Raw genomic sequence first — 17,419 nt, 5'->3', positions numbered from 1 at the left:
GGCGTCAGGCCTCCAGCAGGCCACGGATGTCGTCGGCGGACAGGGGGGCCGCCATGTCGGACGCCGCCCCCACCACCTCGTCGAACAGACGGCGCTTGGACTCGGCGAGGGCGACGACCTTCTCCTCGATCGTGTCGGCCGATACCAGCCGGTAGACGTTGACCGGCTTGTCCTGCCCGATCCGGTGCGTGCGGTCGATGGCCTGGGCCTCGGCGGCGGGGTTCCACCAGGGGTCCAGGATGAAGACGTAGTCGGCCTCCGTCAGCGTGAGCCCGAAGCCCCCGGCCTTGAGCGAGATCAGGAACACAGGATCATCGCCCTCGCGGAAGGACGCGATCCGCGCTGCACGGTCGCGGGTTCGGCCGTCCAGGTACTCGTAGGTGATCCCTTCGTCCTCGAGTCGCTGCCGCACCAGGCGCAGGAACCCGGTGAACTGGCTGAACACCAACGCGCGGTGGCCTTCGGCGACGACCTCTCCCAGCAGGTCCAGGAGCGTGTCGATCTTCGCCGACTGGGCGGGGTAGTCGCCGTCCACGAGGTTCGGGGAGAGCGCCAACTGCCGCAGGAGCGTGAGGGAGCGCAGGATCGTCACCCGGTTGCGGCCCAGGTCGCCGACGAGCCCCAGCACCTTCTGCCGCTCCCGCTGGAGGTGTCGGTCGTACAGGCGACGGTGCTGCCCCGACAATTCGATGGGGACCAGTTGCTCCTGCTTGTCGGGCAGTTCGGAGGCGACGGCCGCCTTGGTGCGGCGCAGGACCAGGGGCCGGATCCGTCGGTGGAGGCGCGCGAGGGCCTCCGCGTCACCCGCCTCCACGGGCTTGCGGTACGCCTCGGTGAAGGCCTGGGGGTGGGGGAACAGGCCGGGCGCCGTGATGGACAGCAGGGACCACAGGTCCATGAGGTTGTTCTCCAACGGGGTTCCCGTGAGGGCGATCTTCACCCGGGAGCGCAGCCTGCGGACCGCCTGGTAGGCCTGCGAGCGGTGGTTCTTCACGAATTGGGCCTCGTCCAGCAGCACCGCCGACCAGTCGAGATCGGCGTACGACTCGACCTCGAGCCGCAGCAGCGTGTAGGAGGTGACGACGATGTGGGCGCCGGCCACCGCGTCGGCGAGGTCGGTGCCGCGGCGCTTGTGGGTCTCGGTGATCGGAACGACGTGCAGCTCGGGGGTGAACTTCGCCGCCTCGGTCACCCAGGTGCCGAGCACCGAGGTGGGGGCGACGACCAGCATCGGCGCCGTCAGTTCGCCCGCCTCGTGGGCGCCTTGCGCCAGGGCCAGGGACTGCAGCGTCTTGCCCAGCCCCATCTCGTCGGCGAGGATCCCGCCCAACCTCGTCCGCCACAGGAACGCGAGCCACGAGAAGCCGGTGTGCTGGTAGGGCCGCAGGTCGGCGGCCAGCCCGGCCGGCGTCGGCCTCTCGGGGAGCAGATCCAGGTCGAGCAGGGCGTCCACCGATTCCGCCCACGCGGCGGACTGCTCGGCGACGACGCCCAGGTCGACCAACTCCGCCCACAGGCTCGCGTGCTCGGGACGGAGCCGGAAGCTGTCCGCGTCGTGGTCGGCCAGCAGGCGCGCCTCGGCGATGAGCGCCCTCAGCTGTTCGAGTTCGGGGCGGTCGAGGTCGAACCAGGTGCCGGAGTCGAGCAGCAGGTGATCGTCCCCGCGGGAGAGGGCGGCGAACAGTTCGGCGAACGGCACCGACTCGCCGTCGACCGTCACCTCCACGTTCAGGTTGAACCAGTCACCCGCCGGGGGCTCACTGACGGTCAGGGACACCACCGGCGCGGACTCGGCCTCGCGATAGGACGGGGCTGCCGACCCCAGTTCGACCTCCACCCGGTCGAGCTCCTCCAACGCGGGCAGGGTGCGCGCCGTGAACGAGAACAGGGCGCGACCGGTCAGGAACGCCGGACGCAGTGCCGCCTCGCCGCGCGTGCCCTCGACGCTCCACGGACCCGCCGGCACGAGCGCGGCCAGGCCTGCCTCCGCCTCCGGGTCACGCACCGGCGGGTCGGACGCCGTGGGTGCCAGCCCCAGCGTGTGGGTGGTCTCGCCCATCCGGTAACGGAAGGACCACCGGACGGTGGCGCTGCCTTGGGCGAACTCGACGCTGCACACCAGCCGCGGCGGTTCAGCCTCGGGGATCTCGACGTCGTCGTCGACCTCGACGGTGATCCGGCGCCGCAGGGCGGGCAGGAAGCCGGCACCGAACAGGGACAGGTCCCCCTCGGGGATCGCGATCGCCCCCGGCTGCGTGAACAGGTTGTGCTCGGCGGTGTCCAGCGGGCGGCTGAGCCGGCCCAGCAGGAGGCGGCCCTCATGGGAGAAGATGGCGCCGTGCGCCGGGCGTCCGATGAACGCCTCCCACGGCAGGGCGAGCTCACCCCCCTCGAAGCGGACGACGGGCGACAACACGACCCCGTCCCTCCGCTCCAGGCGCAGCACCGGCAGGAGGGGCTCGTCGAGCAGTTCCGGCGTCGGGAGGGGGCGGCGCGACTGGTCCTCACCGGCGAGCAACGGGATGTCGGCGTCGTGGGCACGCGCCAGCAGGTCCCACAGGTCGGCACGCAACTCCCCCAGGGGGAGGGCGTCCGAGCGATGGCCATAGGCGAACTCGTTACGGCGGCGCGACTCGAGCAGGGCGACCAGCACCTCGCGCTGCTGGTGGTCGAAGACGGCGGGGGAGTTGCGGACGTCGTCCCACGTCGCGCCCGCCTTGATCCACGTGTCGCGGTTGCCGGGTCGCAGGGGCCGGAGCGAGAACTCCCGCCCGGCGGCGTTGAGCTGGAGGGCGAGGCGGGTCGTGCCGTGGGCGGCGTGGGGACGGGGGACCAAGGGGCTCAGGGTGACCTGCCAGGCAGCCGTGCCGCGCCGCCCGACAGTGCGGCGGGCCGTCAGGATGAGCGCCGCGCCATGCTTGCAGTCGCGCCGCACCGGACAGGTGCAGGTCGCCACCAGCGATGTCGGTCCGGCCGTCGCGATGACCGAGCACTGGTAGGTCTCGCGGCCACTGCCCAGCACCGTGGCCATCACGAGATCCCCCGCCGCACGGATACCGCGCACGCGCCCCTCGTCGGCGTAGGCCCGCCCGCGCGCGACCGTTTCAGCGCCGAAGCGGCGCTCGAGGTCGTTGTCGCCAAGCGTGGCGATCCAGTCGGGCAAGGTGTTCATCGCTTCGTCGATGGTACGGCCACGCTCGGATATGTCATGCCGGGGTCACTGGGCGGCACCTGTCACGCCCGGCCGTCCGGGTTGAAGCGGTAGCCCACGTTGCGGACCGTCCCGATCAGGGACTCGTGTTCCACGCCCAGCTTGGCGCGCAGGCGGCGGACGTGGACGTCCACGGTCCGGGTGCCGCCGTAGTAGTCGTAGCCCCACACGTCCGACAGGAGTGTCTCGCGCGTGAACACGCGGCCGGGCTGCCCGGCCAGGTACTTCAGCAGTTCGAACTCGGTGTAGGTGAGGTCCAGCGGTTGACCGTCCAGCGCGGCCGAATAGGAGGCCTCATCGATGACCAGGCCGCCGGCGGAGACGATCCCGTCGCTGCTCCGGCGGCGGAGGGCGAGCCGGATGCGGGCGTCCACCTCGGCGGGGCCGGCGCCGTCCAGCACGATGTCGGCCAGGCCCCACTCCCCGTTCACGGCGGCGAATCCGCCCTCGCGGAGCACGAGCAGGATGGGGGTCTCGTTGCCGGCCGCTGCCAGGAGGCGGCACATCTGACGCGCCACGGCGAGGTCGGTGCGGCCGTCGAGGACGACGATGTCGGCCGTCGCCGCCTCGGTCACCACGGCCGCGTCGGGGAGGAGTTCGCGGACGGGGTGGGACAGGAGGGCCAAGACGCCGAAGGCCGGCTCGCCCGTTCCCGGGGTGGCGCGGGGACTGACCGCGAGCACGTCGGCCATCGCCACCCCCTCTGTTCCGGAAAACGGACGACGATCAGTCTATTCCCGGCGGGCCCCGCGTCAGTGCACCCAGTCGCTGCTGTCGAGCAGGATCGTGACGGGGCCGTCGTTCACGAGTTCGACGGACATGTCCGCGCCGAAGCGTCCCGTCTCGACACGGGCCCCTCGCGAGCGCAGCGCCTCGACGAAGTCCTCCACCAGGGGTTCCGACACCACTGAGCTGGCGGCTCGGCTCCACGACGGACGCCGCCCCTTCCGGACGTCGGCGTAGAGCGTGAACTGGCTCACGACGAGGATCGGGGCCCCGAGGTCGGACGCCGAGAGTTCGTCGCGCATGACGCGCAGCCGCCAGACCTTGTCGGCCAGGCGGTCGATGTCGGTCCGGGTGTCGGTGTGGGTCGCGCCGACGAGCAGGCAGAGTCCGGGGCCGTCGATGGACCCGACGACCGCGCCGTCCACGGTGACCGACGCCCGCGCCACCCGCTGGAGCACCACTCTCATGTTGCCGCCCTCGTCACTGGTAGGAGATGAACTGCGGGGTCGGGTGCACCTGCTCGATGGTCTCCCGGGGGGTGAGCATCGGGAGGTCCTCGTCCTCGAAGTTCTTCCAGCCGAGGTGGGTGTGCGGGGGCAGGTCACGCTTGATGGCCTTCCAGGTGTCCTGCTTGGCGCCCTGCCCACCCTGGCCGTCCACGTGCACCAGGTACTGGATCTCTGGCCGGGAGGTGTCGAGGCGGGCGCGGTCGACGATCATCCGGGTCTGGAACTGGTGCAGCGTCAGCACCTTCGGGGGCAACCTGTGCTCGGCCACGAGGTCGGCCAGCCACGCGCCCACCTCGTTGACCTCGTCGACCTGCACCTGCCCGATCTGGCGCAGGTGCTTCTGGTTCGGCTTGAGCCGCCACTCCGGGTCGAGCGCCAGGCCCACGCCGGGACGCTTGAGCAACTCCGCGTACCGCTTGGCCTGCTCCAGAAAGGAGGTGCGTCCCGGCTGCAGGTCGAGGACGACGTAGATGTCGTTCTCCTCGGCCGCCTCGATCCAGGGGAGGAGCAGTTCGGCGGGGGTCTCGTAGCTGTAGTCACCGTCCTCGCCGGCCCCGGCCGAGGCCACGGTGGCGATGATCTCGAAGGACCCGACCACGGTCTGGCCGGGGAGTTGCGCGCGGTACTCCTCGACGAGCCTGTTCAGGCGCGTGACCGCCTCAGCGGGGGGCTGCTCGCCCAGCATGCCCAGTCCAGCCGTCTCCGGGTGGCCGTAGAGCGCGATCATGTGCCGGCCCGGGAAGGGGGCGATGCCACCCCCCGGCAGTTCGGCCGCCGTGCGGGTGACCTCGACCTGTCCGGCGAACTGCTGGTCGGTGCCGAAGCCCTCCCCCACCGCCAGGAGTGGGCCCCGGTGCGCGCGGACCCTTGCGGTGGACTCCGCCGTGACCCCCGGGTGCGGACCGATGAGGGTCAGGGCCGGGGGAACCCCGGCCGCACTCAGGACGGCGTCGGTGAGTGGGTCCAGAGGGCCCGAGACCAGCGCGAGCACGGGTGGAGCCTCCGCCCGGGCGGGCAGTCCCGGCAGGTCGACCTCGGCCGCCGTGGCCGGGGCGGCGACCGATGCGCGGCCACCCACGTGCTGCGGAGTGCCGTACGCGAGGACCGTGCGGGTCTGGAGGCGGTCGAGTTCGGCCGCGAGCCCGGGCGCGTCGACGAACGCGGGGATGCCCAGCTCGCGGGCCAGGCGTGCCGCGGTCGCGTGAGGGGAGGCGTCCGCAGCAGCGCCGACGACCACGACCACCGTCGCTGCCGCCAGCACCGCGCGGGACGCCACGAGCGCGCCCTCGGGGCCGCTGGGAACCACCAGGTCGCCGGCGGGGGTCCTGGTCAGGACCGCGTTGGCCCGGGGGTCGATGCGCGGGGTCTCGGTGCTGTTCGGGGGCTGCGGACCGGGCGGCCGTTCGTCGGCGGTGCAGCCCGTGACCGCCAGGAGGGCGCCTGCGGCGGCGCCGGTCAGGAGGCTTCGTCGCTGGATCATCACGTCCACCCTAGCCGCCCGCGAGTTGGTCGGACGACCGCCCGGGTTGCGGAATCATCCGCGGCGCGCGACCGTTGGGGAGGAGACGTTCTGTGAAGGAGAAGCCCGTGTTCGAGATCCCGTCCGACCTCAACCCCGCCCTCGCCGGCCTGGCCTGGCTGCGCGGCCGCTGGGAGGGCACCGGCTACCGTGAATGGCCGGGCGAGGAGAAGGTGGAGTTCGGCGTCCAGATCGACTTCGTCGAGAACGGCGGCGACTACCTGCACTACCTCGCTCAGATGTTCCTGCTGGACGCCCAGGGTCGACCCCAGCGTCCGCTGACCCTCGAGACGGGTTTCTGGCGGGCCAACGAGAAGGCCGAGACCGACGTCGTCATGTGCAGCCCCGAGGGTTACTCCGAGATCTGGTTCGGCAAGCTGCAGCCGGGGCGCGTCGACCTGACGACCGATGCCGTCGTCCGCTCGCCGAGCGCGCTCGTGGAGTACTCGGCCGGACGCCGCCTCTACGGCAACGTCAACGGCCAGCTCATGTACAGCTTCGACCGGGCCACGACCGATGTCCCGCTGCGCCCCTACATGTGGGCCACCCTCAACCGCGTGGGGTCCTGACATGGGCCGGGCGGTCCCGAACGAGGAGGGCCCGGACGCCGGCGTGGCGTGGCACTTCGGTGAACCGCTGCGCGAGCAGCGCCGCCTGAGTGCCGCACAGGCCACGGTCGACCTGTCGCACCGTCCGGTGTTCTCGATCACCGGGCCCGACCGGCTGACCTGGCTGCACGCGATCACCAGCCAGTCCTTCGAGGGCCTCGCGCCCGGCGTCTGGACGACCGCGTTCGTGCTGGATCCCAACGGCCGGATCGAACACGTCCTCGCCGGTACCGACGACGGCGAGACCTTCTGGGCCACCACGGAACCGGGTCACCTCGACGCCCTGCTCGCCTGGTTGCGGCGCATGGTGTTCGCGTCCCGGCTCGAACTGGCCGACGCCAGCGCCACCCATGCGTTCGTCATCGCCGGTGGCCCGCGGATCATTCCGCGCGATCAGCTGGACGCCGTCCTGGGCGAGGAGCGGGCCGGGACATGGGCGGCCGAGGCGCTGCGCATCGCGTCCGGGCAACCACGCATCTTCCTCGACACGGACGAGAAGACCATCCCCAACGAGGTGGCGATGCCGGACGGGCTCGCCCTGGGCGCCGGCGTCCACCTGCAGAAGGGCTGCTACCGGGGGCAGGAGACGGTCGCTCGGGTCCACACGCTCGGACGCCCGCCGCGCCGCCTGACGCTGCTGCACTTCGACGGCTCGGACGAACGCCTGCCGGAGGTCGGCTCGGAGGTCCTGCTCGACGGCAGGGCCGTGGGCCGGATGGGCACGTCGGCCATCCACCACGAGCTCGGCCCGATCGGGCTGGCGCTGGTGAAGCGGAACATCCCGCTCGAGGCGCGTCTGGTGGTCGATGGGCTGGTGGCCGCCCAGGAGGCGATCGTGGATCCCGAGGTGGGCCTGCACGTGCGACCCCAGCTGCGCTGAGGGTTGCTGACCCCCCTTGCTGCATTTCCGGGTGGCAGGACCCCAAGAATTCTTGGGGTCCTGCCACCCGGAAATGTCTCGGGGGTCAGGGTTTCCGTGCCAGCACGGCCAGCTGCTCGGCCGTGCCCTCGTGGGCCAACGGGCCGCGGCGGTACCACTCGACGTCCACCAACCCGGCGGACGCCACCGCGGCCAGGACGTCGGCCTGGTCGTGCTCGACGACCATCACATCGACCGGGTGGCCCAGGAACTCCGGGCAGGGGCGCACCCGGTCGCCCACCACGACCGTCAGCAGCAGCGAGCCGCCCGGACGCAGCACGCGGCCCATCTCGGCCACCGCCGGTGCCAGCTCCGAGGGAGCCAAGTGCAGCAGGGACTGCAGCGCCAGCACGGCACCCCACGCGGGCGCCGAGCGCGGGCGCAGCAGCGAACGCAGGTCCCCCACGGCGAAGTCGAGGTCGGGATGGGTCTCCTTCGCCAGGGCGACCATCGCCGGTGAGACATCCACCCCGCTGACGGACGCCCCGGTGTCGGCCAGGAACGCGGCCACGTGGCCGGGGCCGCAGCCCAGGTCGAGGATCGGATCCTCACCGGCGAGGTCGACGACGCGCTCGAGCAGCCACACCTCGAGGGGCTGGCGGGTGAGGTCGTCGACGTGCGCCGCCGACCAGTCGGCGGAGACGGCGTCCCAGGCCGCCACCACCGCCGCGTCCCGGGCCGCGGCACCGTCGGCGAGCACCGACTCCCGGTCGGGTCCGGACGCCTCGGCGGCAGCAGCGCCCGACGGCTCGGCGACCGGGCCCAGCGCGTGGACCCAGCGGCTCTCCTGCTGGCCGCGACGCATGCCGACCTCGCGGACGAGGGGTTCCGGCCGGCCGGCCATCGCGGTGAGCGCCTCGGTCACCCCCTCCTTGTCGGCGAAGGCGTGGAGGCGTTCGGTCCGAGTCCGCAGTTCGCCCGCCGATTGGGCACCTCGCAGCAGCAGGACGGTCAGCAGGGCCCGCTCGCCGGCTGTCAGGTCGAGCAGTTCGTCGACCAAGTGGTGGTACTTCAACACACGGGATCCCTTGCCCGCCCAGACGAACCGGACCAAGCCGCGTTCCTTGAGGCTCTTCAGGCCCTCCAGCAGCGTCGCGTCGTCGTGGTCGGTGACAGGCTCACGGCTGGAGGCCTGGTTGCAGGCGGACTTCAGCGCGTTGGCGCTGAGGGGATAGGACGCGGGCACCGTCGCCTGCTTCTCGAGCAGGCTCCCGAGGATGCGTTGGTCGAGGGCGTCGAGTTCGGGCAACACGGCCCCAGCCTAGGGCCGCGCGGCGTGCAGGTCACCCAGGAAGGAGTCCGCCCACCGGTCGACGTCGTGGTCGAAGACCTGCCGGCGCAGGGCCCTCATGCGACGGCGCTTCTCGTCGTCCGACGCCCGTGCCGCACCCAGGATCCCCCGCTTGAGCGCCTCGATGTCGTGGGGGTTGACCAGCCAGGCCTGCCGCAGTTCCCGGGCGGCCCCCGCGAACTGGCTGAGCACCAACGCTCCGTCGGCACGGCTCCGGCAGGCGACGAACTCCTTGGCGACGAGGTTCATGCCGTCCCGCAGGGACGTGACCACCATCACGTCCGCAGCGCGGTACAGCGCGGCCATCTCCTCGCGACCGAAGCCGGTGTGCAGGTAGGTGATCGGGGCGTGGCCGATGCGGCCGAGGGCGCCGTTGATGCGGCCGACCTGGAGTTCGATGTCGTCCCGGAGGCGCCGGTACTCCCGGACCCGCTGCCGGGACGGGGTCGCGACCTGCACGAAGACGGAGTCGCCGGTGTGCAGCGCACCCTCGGTGAACAACTCGCCGAAGGCGCGGACCCGCTGGTGGAGGCCCTTGGTGTAATCGAGTCGGTCGACGCCCAGGAACATCGTCCGGGCCCTCAGTCCGGCGCGGATCTCGTGGGCCCTGGCCACCACGTCCGGGCGGTTGGCCAGAGCCTCGAAACCACGCGCGTCGATGGAGATGGGGTAGGCGCCCGCCCGCCCGCGGGTGCCGTCCGGTCGCCCGAACGACTCCTCGTCGGTGGCCCAGCCGAGGCGGCTCCGCATGAGGCGCAGGAAGTTCCGCGCGCCGCCCGGCACCTGGAAGCCCACGACGTCCGCGCCGGCGAGGCCGCGGAGGATGTCCTCGCCCCAGGGCAGCTGGTCGAACAGTTCGGGCGGCGGGAACGGGATGTGGAGGAAGAAGCCGATGCGCAGGTCGGGACGGAGGTCGCGCAACAGGTGCGGAACGAGTTGCAGCTGGTAGTCCTGCACCCACACCGTCCCTCCGGGGTCGGCGGCTCGGGCGGCGGCCTCGGCGAAGCGCCGATTCACGTGGACGTAGTCGTCCCACCACGCCCGGTGGTACTCGGGTGGGGCGACGGAGTCGTGGTAGAGCGGCCACAGCGTCGTGTTGGCCATCCCCTCGTAGTAGTGCGAGACGTCCTCGGCCGACAGGGGGACCGCGACCATGTCGATGCCGTCGTGGCGCCACGGCTCGACCTCGTCGTCGGCCACTCCGTGCCACCCGACCCAGGCGCCACCCCGGGCGCGCATGAGGGGGGTCAGGGCCGTGACGAGCCCGCCGGGTGAGGTCCGCCACGTCGCGCGGCCTTCCCTGTCGACAGTGCGTTCCACGGCGAGCCGGTTCGCGACCACGACGAAGGACGCCGTGGGTGACCGGCCCGCGGTGGGTGGGTGTTCGTCCATGGGCCACACCTCCCGATTCCCCACCGTAACCCGTAGCCTCTCCATTGACGAGGGGAGACGCCATGCACATTCCCACCGCGCCGGGCCGTGCGGCCTGGTCCGCCGTCGTCGCGGACCCGCGCTCCACGCTCGTCTGCACGGACTTCGACGGCGTGTTGGCGCCCATCGTCGACGACCCCGAAGCCGCATGGGCGTCCGAGGACGTGATGGACGCGCTGGGCCTCATCGGTGCGCGCGTGGGGAAGGTGGCGGTGGTGACCGGACGCCCCGCGCGCACCGTCGTCCGGCTGGGTCGGCTGCACGAGCGGGCCGGGTTGCGGGCACTGACCGTGCTCGGCCTCTACGGCTGCGAACGCTGGGACGCCGCGACGGGGGAGTACACCGAACCGGACGCGCCGCCCACGATCGCCGCCGCGGCCGCCGAGCTCCCTGCCCTGCTGGAGGAGGTGGGCCTGACCGGGGCGCGCGTGGAGGACAAGCGCCTGTCGCTGGGCGTCCACACCCGCGAACTGGCGCACCCTGCAGCCGCCCTCGAGCGACTCCGCGAGCCGCTGGCCGACCTGGCCGCACGGCACGGGCTGGAGGTACAGCCGGGCCGGTACGTCCTCGAGCTGCGGGCGTCCGGCCAGGACAAGGGCGGTGCCGTGCGCCGCCTGGTCGGGGAATCGCGTGCGAGGACGGTGGTGTACGCCGGCGACGACCTCGGGGACGTGCCCGCCTTCGAGGCGGTTCGTGACCTGCGGGGTCGCGGCGTGGTCGACGGCCTGCTCGTCTGCTCGGGCTCCACCGAGCAGGACGCCCTCGTCGGGCTGGCCGACGTCGTGGTGCCCGGCCCGCCCGGGGTCGCCGCCCTGTTCCGTGCGCTGGCAGGCGATCGGATCTATCATGATCCATCGGTTCCGCGCAAGGAGGCGCCATGACCACACAGTCCCCCCGTCCCTCCGGCCCCAGCGCGCAGGATTCGCGCAAGGTGGCCGAAGCCGCCCGAGAGCAGACGTGGACCAAGCCCAGTTTCGGCAAGGAGCTCTTCCTCGGACGCCTGCGGCTCGACCTGATCGATCCGTGGCCGACGCCCACGCCCGAGGATCGCGCTCGGGGTGAGGCGTTCCTGGCTCGGGCGCGCCCGGTGGCCGAGGGCATCGACGGCCGCCTCATCGAGCGCGAGGCGATGATCCCCGATGAGGTGTTCAGCGAACTGGCCGCGCTCGGCGCCTTCGGCATGAAGGTCCCGACCGAGTACGGCGGGGTCGGGCTCACGAGCTTCTACTACAGCAAGGCGCTGGCCCTGTTCGGCACCGCCAACCCGTCGGTGGGGGCCCTGCTGAGCGCACACCAGTCCATCGGCGTGCCGCAGCCGGTCCACATGTTCGGCACCCCGGAGCAGCAGCGCCGGTTCCTGCCGCGCGTGGCGGCCGGCGAGGTGTCGGCGTTCCTGCTCACCGAACCGGACGTGGGCTCCGACCCGGCACGGCTCGGCTCGACGGCCGAACCGCTCCCGGACGGCGGCTACCGCCTGAACGGCGTCAAGCTGTGGGGCACCAACGGCACCGTGGCCGGGCTGTTCGTCGTGATGGCGCGGGTGCCGGCGTCCGAAGGGAACAAGGGCGGCATCACGGCCTTCATCGTCGAGGCGGACTCCCCGGGCATCACGGTCGAGTCCCGCAACGCGTTCATGGGCCTGCGGGGTCTTGAGAACGCGGTCGTGCGCCTCCATGACGTCGACGTGCCTGCCGAGAACGTCCTGCTCGGCGTCGGGCGGGGGCTCAAGATCGCCCTGGCCACGCTGAACGTCGGACGCCTGTCGCTCCCGGCGCTGTGCGTCGGCGCCGCCAAGTGGTGCCTGAACGTGGCGCGCGGCTGGTCGGCCGAGCGCGTCCAGTGGGGCCGCAGGATCGGCGACCACGAGGCGATCGCGAGCAAGCTCGCGTTCGTGGCGGCGTCCACCTACGGCCTGGAGTCGATGCTCGACCTGTCCTGCCTGCTGGCCGACGACGACCGCAACGACATCCGCATCGAGGCCGCCCTGGCCAAGCTGTACGGGTCCGAGCTCGCCTGGAGGGTCGCGGACGAGGTCGTCCAGATCCGGGGCGGCCGCGGCTACGAGACGGCCGATTCACTCGAGGCGCGCGGTGAGCGTCCGGCCGAGGTCGAGCAGGTCCTGCGCGACCTGCGCATCGAACGGATCTTCGAGGGCTCCAGCGAGATCATGCACCTCTTCATCGCCCGGGAGGCGGTGGACACCCACCTCTCGATCGCGGGTGACCTCATCGATCCCCAGTCCAGCACGGAGGCCAAGGCGCGCGCCGCGGCCCGCGCGGCCGCGTTCTACGCCGGCTGGCTGCCCACCCTGGCCATCGGTGCGGGGGACAGGCCCGGTTCGTACGCCGAGTTCGGGGAGCTCGCCGGCCACCTGCGGTGGGTGGAGCGCGCGTCGCGCCGACTGGCGCGGAACCTCTTCGCCGGCATGGCCCGCTGGCAGGGTCGGCTGGAGCACCGCCAGGTGTTCCTCGGCCGAGCCGTCGACATCGGAGCCGAGCTGTACGCGATGGCCGCCGCCTGCGTCCGGGCGAAGGCCGAACGCGAGACCCACCCCGAGGGGATCGAGCTGGCCGACGCGTTCTGCGGCCAGGCGCGCGTCCGGGCCGAGGCGCTGTTCACAGCCCTGTGGCACAACACCGACGCGGCTGACCGCCAGCTCGCCAAGAAGATCCTCGACGGTCACTTCACGCGGTTGGAGGAGGGGGTGCGGCTGGTCGCGTCGACGCTCCCGTGGGTCGGCCCGTGGCAGCCCGGACCTTCGACGCGGCCCGATGTCCGCCGCCGGTTGCCCCGGCGGGCGGACGCCGTGGGTCAGGCCAGGTAGTCGACCAGCGCCTCGTCCGCGTCGCGCGGGGTGAACCCGGTCGCCTTGATCCGGTCCAGGAGCAGGGCGCTGTGGCGCGGGCGGGGCGAGACGACCTTGCCCGCCGCGAAGTCCTCGGTGCTCTGGGGTGAGACGTCGTCGGCGTTCGCCCCCGTGAGTTCGAAGACGCGCCGAGCGATCTCGAACCAGGACATCACCGGGCCGTCGTTGGTCACGTTGTAGGTTCCGGCGGGGGGCCGGGTGTCGACCAAGTGCGCGATGGCCTCGGCCGGCGTGGACGTGAACGTCAGGCGTCCGAACTGGTCGTCGACGACGGACGGTGCGATGCCGCGCGCGGCGAGCGAGGCCATCGTCCGGACGAAGTTGCCGCCCTCGCCGATCACCCAGCTGGTGCGGACGATGTAGTGGTCGGGCAGGCTGGCGACCAGCGCGTCGGCGGCGGCCTTGGTGACGCCGTAGACGCCCAGCGGGCTGAACGGCTCCTCCTCGGAGTGCTCCTCGACCGCGCCGTCGAACACGTAGTCGCTGGAGACGTGGACCAGCGTGATCCGGTTCGCCCGGGCCACCTCGACGAGGTTCTGCACCGCGCCGACGTTGACCGCCCACGCGCCGCGACGTCCCTCGTCGGTCTCGGCGGCGTCAACCGCTGTCCAGGCGGCGGCGTTGATGATGGTCCCCACGCCCTGCCAGGAGTGGGCGCGGACGGCCGCGGCGTCCGTGATGTCGAGGTCGGCGTGGCCCAGCGCCACGGCCTCGGGGAAGAGCTTCTGCAGCGCCAGGCCCAGCTGGCCACCGGCGCCGACGATGACGGTGGTGCGGGGCTTCATCGGTGTGACGTCGGCCAGGCGGGGATGGTTCCGGTCGGCCTCGGAGATGATCGCCTCCGGCAGGGGGATCGGCCAGTCGATGGCCGCCGTCTCGTCTGCGAGGTGCACGAACGTGTAGGACGCCTTCGCCTCGGCGGACCAGTGCTCGTTCACGAGGTAGGAGTAGGTGGTGTCGGCCTCGAGGGCCTGGTAGCCGTTCGCGACGCCGCGCGGCACGAAGACGGCCTTGTCGGTGCCCATCTCGAGCGTGAAGGTCGTGCCGAACGTGGCTCCGGGGCGCAGGTCCACCCAGGCACCCAGGATGCGTCCGTGGGCGAGGCTGATCAACTTGTCCCAGGGCTCGGCGTGCAGGCCGCGGGTCACGCCCGGTTCGGCGTTGTACGACATGTTGTTCTGGACGGGTCCGAAGTCGGGCAGGCCGAGGGCGAGCATCTTCTCGCGCTGCCAGTTCTCCTTGAACCAACCGCGGGAGTCCCCGTGCAGGGGCAGGTCGATGACGAGCAGGCCGGGGATCGGCGTGGTCCGGACGGCGAGGTCGGCCACGGTCACTGACCCGTCTTGGCGTACTTGGCCTCGGTGGCCTCCTTCATGGGATGCCACCAGTCCTCGTTGGCGCGGTACCAGTCGATCGTGGCGGCCAGGCCGTCGGAGAACGCGGTGTAGCGCGGCGTCCAGCCCAGCTCGGTGCGGAGCTTGGTGGAGTCGATGGCGTAGCGCAGGTCGTGGCCGGGGCGGTCGTTGACGTGGTCGTAGGCGTCGGTCGGGTGGCCCATGAGGCCCAGGATCATCTCGACCACCGACCTGTTGTCCATCTCGCCGTCGGCGCCGATCAGGTAGGTCTCGCCGATGCGGCCGGAGTCGATGATCCGCAGGACGGCGGTGTTGTGGTCGTCGACGTGGATCCAGTCGCGGACGTTCAGTCCGGCCCCGTACAGCTTGGGGCGGATGCCGTCGATCAGGTTGGTGATCTGCCGGGGGATGAACTTCTCCACGTGCTGGCGCGGGCCGTAGTTGTTGGAGCAGTTGCTGATCGTGGCCCGGACGCCGAAGGAGCGCACCCAGGCGCGCACCAGCAGGTCCGAGCCGGCCTTGGTCGAGGAGTACGGCGAGCTGGGGTTGTACGGGGTCGTCTCGTGGAAGCGCTCGGGGTCGTCGAGCTCCAGGTCGCCGTACACCTCGTCGGTGGAGATGTGGTGGTAGCGGACGTCGTGCTTGCGGACGGCCTCCAGCAGCGTGAAGGTTCCGACGAGGTTCGTGTCGATGAACGGGCTGGGGTCGTTGAGGGAGTTGTCGTTGTGCGACTCGGCGGCGAAGTGGACGACGACGTCCGACTTTCCGACCAGGCGGGAGACCAGGTCGGCGTCGCAGATGTCACCGACGACCAGGTCGACGCGGTCGGCGGGTAGCCCGTCCAGTGACTCGCGCCGCCCCGCGTAGGTGAGCTTGTCCAGCACCGTCGCGCTGTGGTCGGTGTCCTGGACGAGGGTCCGGACGAAGTTGCTGCCGATGAAGCCGGCACCGCCGGTCACGAGGTGATGAGCCACGCGCGTCACCCTAGCGACGGACCATCGGGGCCGACGCCTTTACGGTTCCTGCTTTCTGGTCCTGCTCGAGTCCGGGTGGGTCGGCTGACCCACCCGGACCGCGGCTCAGGCGTTCTTGGCGCGGCTGCGGGCCTTGGCCCGCTCGTGTCCGACGAGGATCATCTTGCGCATGCGGACGGTCGCCGGCGTCACCTCGAGGCACTCGTCGGCGCGGCAGAACTCGAGGGCCTGCTCGAGGGAGAACTTCGTCGCCGGGATGAGGCGCTCCAGTTCATCACCGGTGGAGGAACGCACGTTGGTGAGGTGCTTCTCCTTGGTCGGGTTGACGTCCATGTCGTCCGGACGCGCGTTCTCGCCGACGATCATGCCCTCATAGGTCTCCTCGCCGGGGGCGACGAACATCGTGCCGCGCTCCTGCAGGTTGAACAGGGCGTAGGAGGTGACCGTGCCCATCCGATCGGCGACCAGCGAACCGGTGGTGCGGGTGAGGATCTCGCCGTGCCAGGGCTCGTAGCCCTCGAACACGTGGTTCATGATGCCGGTGCCGCGGGTCTGGGTCAGGAACTCGGTGCGGAATCCGATCAGGCCGCGCGCCGGGACGGTGAATTCGAGGCGGACCCACCCGGTGCCGTGGTTGGTCATCGACTCCATGCGGCCCTTGCGGGTGCCCATGAGCTGCGCGACGGTGCCGAGGTGCTCCTCGGGAACGTCGACGGTCAGCTTCTCCACGGGCTCCTGCACCTTCCCGTCGATCGTGCGGACGAGCACCTCCGGCTTGCCGACGGTGAGTTCGAAGCCCTCGCGGCGCATCATCTCGACCAGGATGGCGAGTTGGAGCTCGCCTCGCCCCTGCACCTCCCAGGTGTCGGGACGGTCGGTGTTGTTGACCCTGATCGACACGTTGCCGACCAGCTCTTGGTCCAGGCGGGCCTTCACCAGGCGGGCGGTGAGCTTCTTGCCCGACTTGCCGGCCAGCGGCGAGGTGTTGATGCCGATGGTCATGGAGATCGACGGCTCGTCGACGTGGATCAGCGGCAACGCCACCGGGTTGGCCGGATCCGCGAGCGTCTCGCCGATGGTGATCTCGGGGATGCCCGCGATCGCCACGATGTCACCGGGCCCGGCCGACTCCGCCGGGACGCGCTCGAGCGCGTTGGTGATGAGCAGCTCGGACAGCTTGAGGGTCTGGACGGAGCCGTCGCGGCGCATCCACGCCACGGCCTGGCCGCGCTTCAGGGTGCCCTCCACGATGCGGCACAGCGCGAGGCGGCCGAGGTAGGGCGAGGAGTCGAGGTTGGTCACCAGCGCCTGGAGGGGGGCGCCCTCGGTGTAGGTCGGTGCGGGGATGGACTCCAGGATGACCTCGAACAGCGGCTCGAGGTTCTCCGAGTCGGGCATGGTGGCGTCGGCCGGCTGGTTGAGGGAGGCTCGGCCGGCCTTGGCGGCGGCGAACACGATCGGGAAGTCGAGCTTGTCGGCCTCGTCGTCCTCGACCAGGTCCATGAAGAGGGCGTACACCTCGTCGATGACCTCGCTGATGCGGGCGTCCGCTCGGTCGACCTTGTTGATGACCACGATGATCGGCAGGTGCTTGGCCAAGGCCTTGCGCAGGACGAAGCGGGTCTGGGGGAGGGGGCCCTCGGACGCGTCCACCAGCAGCACGACACCGTCGACCATCTCCAGGCCGCGCTCGACCTCGCCTCCGAAGTCGGCGTGGCCGGGAGTGTCGATGATGTTGATCGTGACACGCTGGCCGTCGGCCATCGTGTGCGTCACGGCGGTGTTCTTCGCGAGGATGGTGATGCCCTTCTCGCGCTCGAGGTCCATGGAGTCCATGACACGGTTCTCCACGTCCTGGTTCTCGCGGAAGGCACCGGACTGCCAGAGCATGGCGTCCACCAGGGTGGTCTTGCCGTGGTCGACGTGGGCGATGATGGCGACGTTGCGCAGGTCGGCGCGTGTGGGCATACGAGATCTCTCAGATCGTCGGTGGGGATTGACGATTCATGC

General features: G+C 71.3%; 13 protein-coding genes. 4 read left to right on the top strand and 9 right to left on the bottom strand.

The genetic code is table 11. The features are described 5' to 3' along the window. Positions 1 to 4 precede the first annotated feature (4 nt). From AC5YDA_RS10710 to AC5YDA_RS10695, 4 genes are all read right to left on the bottom strand, one after another. On the bottom strand, positions 5 to 3,172 hold the full coding sequence (locus tag AC5YDA_RS10710) for a DEAD/DEAH box helicase (RefSeq protein WP_496192979.1): 3,168 nt from the start codon (positions 3,170 to 3,172) through the stop codon (positions 5 to 7). Positions 3,173 to 3,234: 62 nt separating this feature from the next. After that, positions 3,235 to 3,903 carry a winged helix-turn-helix domain-containing protein gene (locus AC5YDA_RS10705; protein ID WP_496192978.1) on the bottom strand — a complete coding sequence of 223 codons (669 nt, stop codon included), beginning with the start codon at positions 3,901 to 3,903 and terminating at the stop codon, positions 3,235 to 3,237. 60 nt (positions 3,904 to 3,963) lie between these two features. Then, positions 3,964 to 4,404 carry a D-aminoacyl-tRNA deacylase gene (gene dtd, locus AC5YDA_RS10700; protein WP_496192977.1) on the bottom strand — a complete coding sequence of 147 codons (441 nt, stop codon included), beginning with the start codon at positions 4,402 to 4,404 and terminating at the stop codon, positions 3,964 to 3,966. Between the two features lie 13 nt (positions 4,405 to 4,417). Then, on the bottom strand, positions 4,418 to 5,926 hold the full coding sequence (locus AC5YDA_RS10695; RefSeq protein ID WP_496192976.1) for a hypothetical protein: 1,509 nt from the start codon (positions 5,924 to 5,926) through the stop codon (positions 4,418 to 4,420). A gap of 92 nt (positions 5,927 to 6,018) precedes the next feature. Here AC5YDA_RS10695 and AC5YDA_RS10690 point away from each other — a divergent pair, with 92 nt between their 5' ends. After that, positions 6,019 to 6,534 carry a heme-binding beta-barrel domain-containing protein gene (locus AC5YDA_RS10690; RefSeq protein ID WP_496192975.1) on the top strand — a complete coding sequence of 172 codons (516 nt, stop codon included), beginning with the start codon at positions 6,019 to 6,021 and terminating at the stop codon, positions 6,532 to 6,534. A gap of 1 nt (position 6,535) precedes the next feature. Further along, entirely contained in the window at positions 6,536 to 7,453 is a 918-nt protein-coding gene (gene ygfZ, locus AC5YDA_RS10685) for a CAF17-like 4Fe-4S cluster assembly/insertion protein YgfZ (protein ID WP_496192974.1), read from the top strand. A gap of 85 nt (positions 7,454 to 7,538) precedes the next feature. Here ygfZ and AC5YDA_RS10680 read toward each other — a convergent pair whose 3' ends face one another. Then, a complete protein-coding gene (locus AC5YDA_RS10680; RefSeq protein WP_496192973.1) occupies positions 7,539 to 8,744 on the bottom strand; it encodes a DUF480 domain-containing protein in 1,206 nt (401 codons plus the stop codon). A 9-nt stretch (positions 8,745 to 8,753) separates the two neighbouring features. After that, complete coding sequence (locus AC5YDA_RS10675; RefSeq protein ID WP_496192972.1) at positions 8,754 to 10,175, bottom strand: alpha,alpha-trehalose-phosphate synthase (UDP-forming); 1,422 nt, start codon at positions 10,173 to 10,175, stop codon at positions 8,754 to 8,756. Positions 10,176 to 10,237: 62 nt separating this feature from the next. Between AC5YDA_RS10675 and otsB the strand changes: the two genes are divergently transcribed. Both otsB and AC5YDA_RS10665 read left to right on the top strand, forming a co-directional pair. After that, positions 10,238 to 11,095, top strand: coding sequence for a trehalose-phosphatase (gene otsB / locus AC5YDA_RS10670; RefSeq protein ID WP_496192971.1), 858 nt, complete (start codon positions 10,238 to 10,240; stop codon positions 11,093 to 11,095). Next, positions 11,092 to 13,038 (top strand): acyl-CoA dehydrogenase family protein, encoded by a 1,947-nt coding sequence (locus tag AC5YDA_RS10665; protein WP_496192970.1) that lies wholly within the window; start codon positions 11,092 to 11,094, stop codon positions 13,036 to 13,038. The genes otsB and AC5YDA_RS10665 overlap by 4 nt, the downstream gene beginning before the upstream one ends. Here the strand turns inward: AC5YDA_RS10665 and AC5YDA_RS10660 are convergent. The 3 genes from AC5YDA_RS10660 to typA form a co-directional block, all read right to left on the bottom strand. Continuing rightward, the gene (locus AC5YDA_RS10660) at positions 13,026 to 14,408 is read right to left on the bottom strand and encodes a sugar nucleotide-binding protein (RefSeq protein WP_496193018.1); all 1,383 of its coding nucleotides are present in this window, start codon (positions 14,406 to 14,408) and stop codon (positions 13,026 to 13,028) included. The two genes, AC5YDA_RS10665 and AC5YDA_RS10660, sit on opposite strands and share 13 nt — an antisense overlap. Positions 14,409 to 14,410: 2 nt before the next feature. Then, complete coding sequence (rfbB, locus tag AC5YDA_RS10655; protein WP_496192969.1) at positions 14,411 to 15,409, bottom strand: dTDP-glucose 4,6-dehydratase; 999 nt, start codon at positions 15,407 to 15,409, stop codon at positions 14,411 to 14,413. Positions 15,410 to 15,514: 105 nt separating this feature from the next. Beyond that, the gene (typA, locus tag AC5YDA_RS10650) at positions 15,515 to 17,377 is read right to left on the bottom strand and encodes a translational GTPase TypA (RefSeq protein WP_496188389.1); all 1,863 of its coding nucleotides are present in this window, start codon (positions 17,375 to 17,377) and stop codon (positions 15,515 to 15,517) included. Positions 17,378 to 17,419 lie beyond the last annotated feature (42 nt).

The organism is Propioniciclava sp. LT294 (assembly GCF_059516005.1).
Note: the sequence above shows the minus strand (reverse complement) of the source record. Positions and strands in the feature narration are given on the sequence as shown.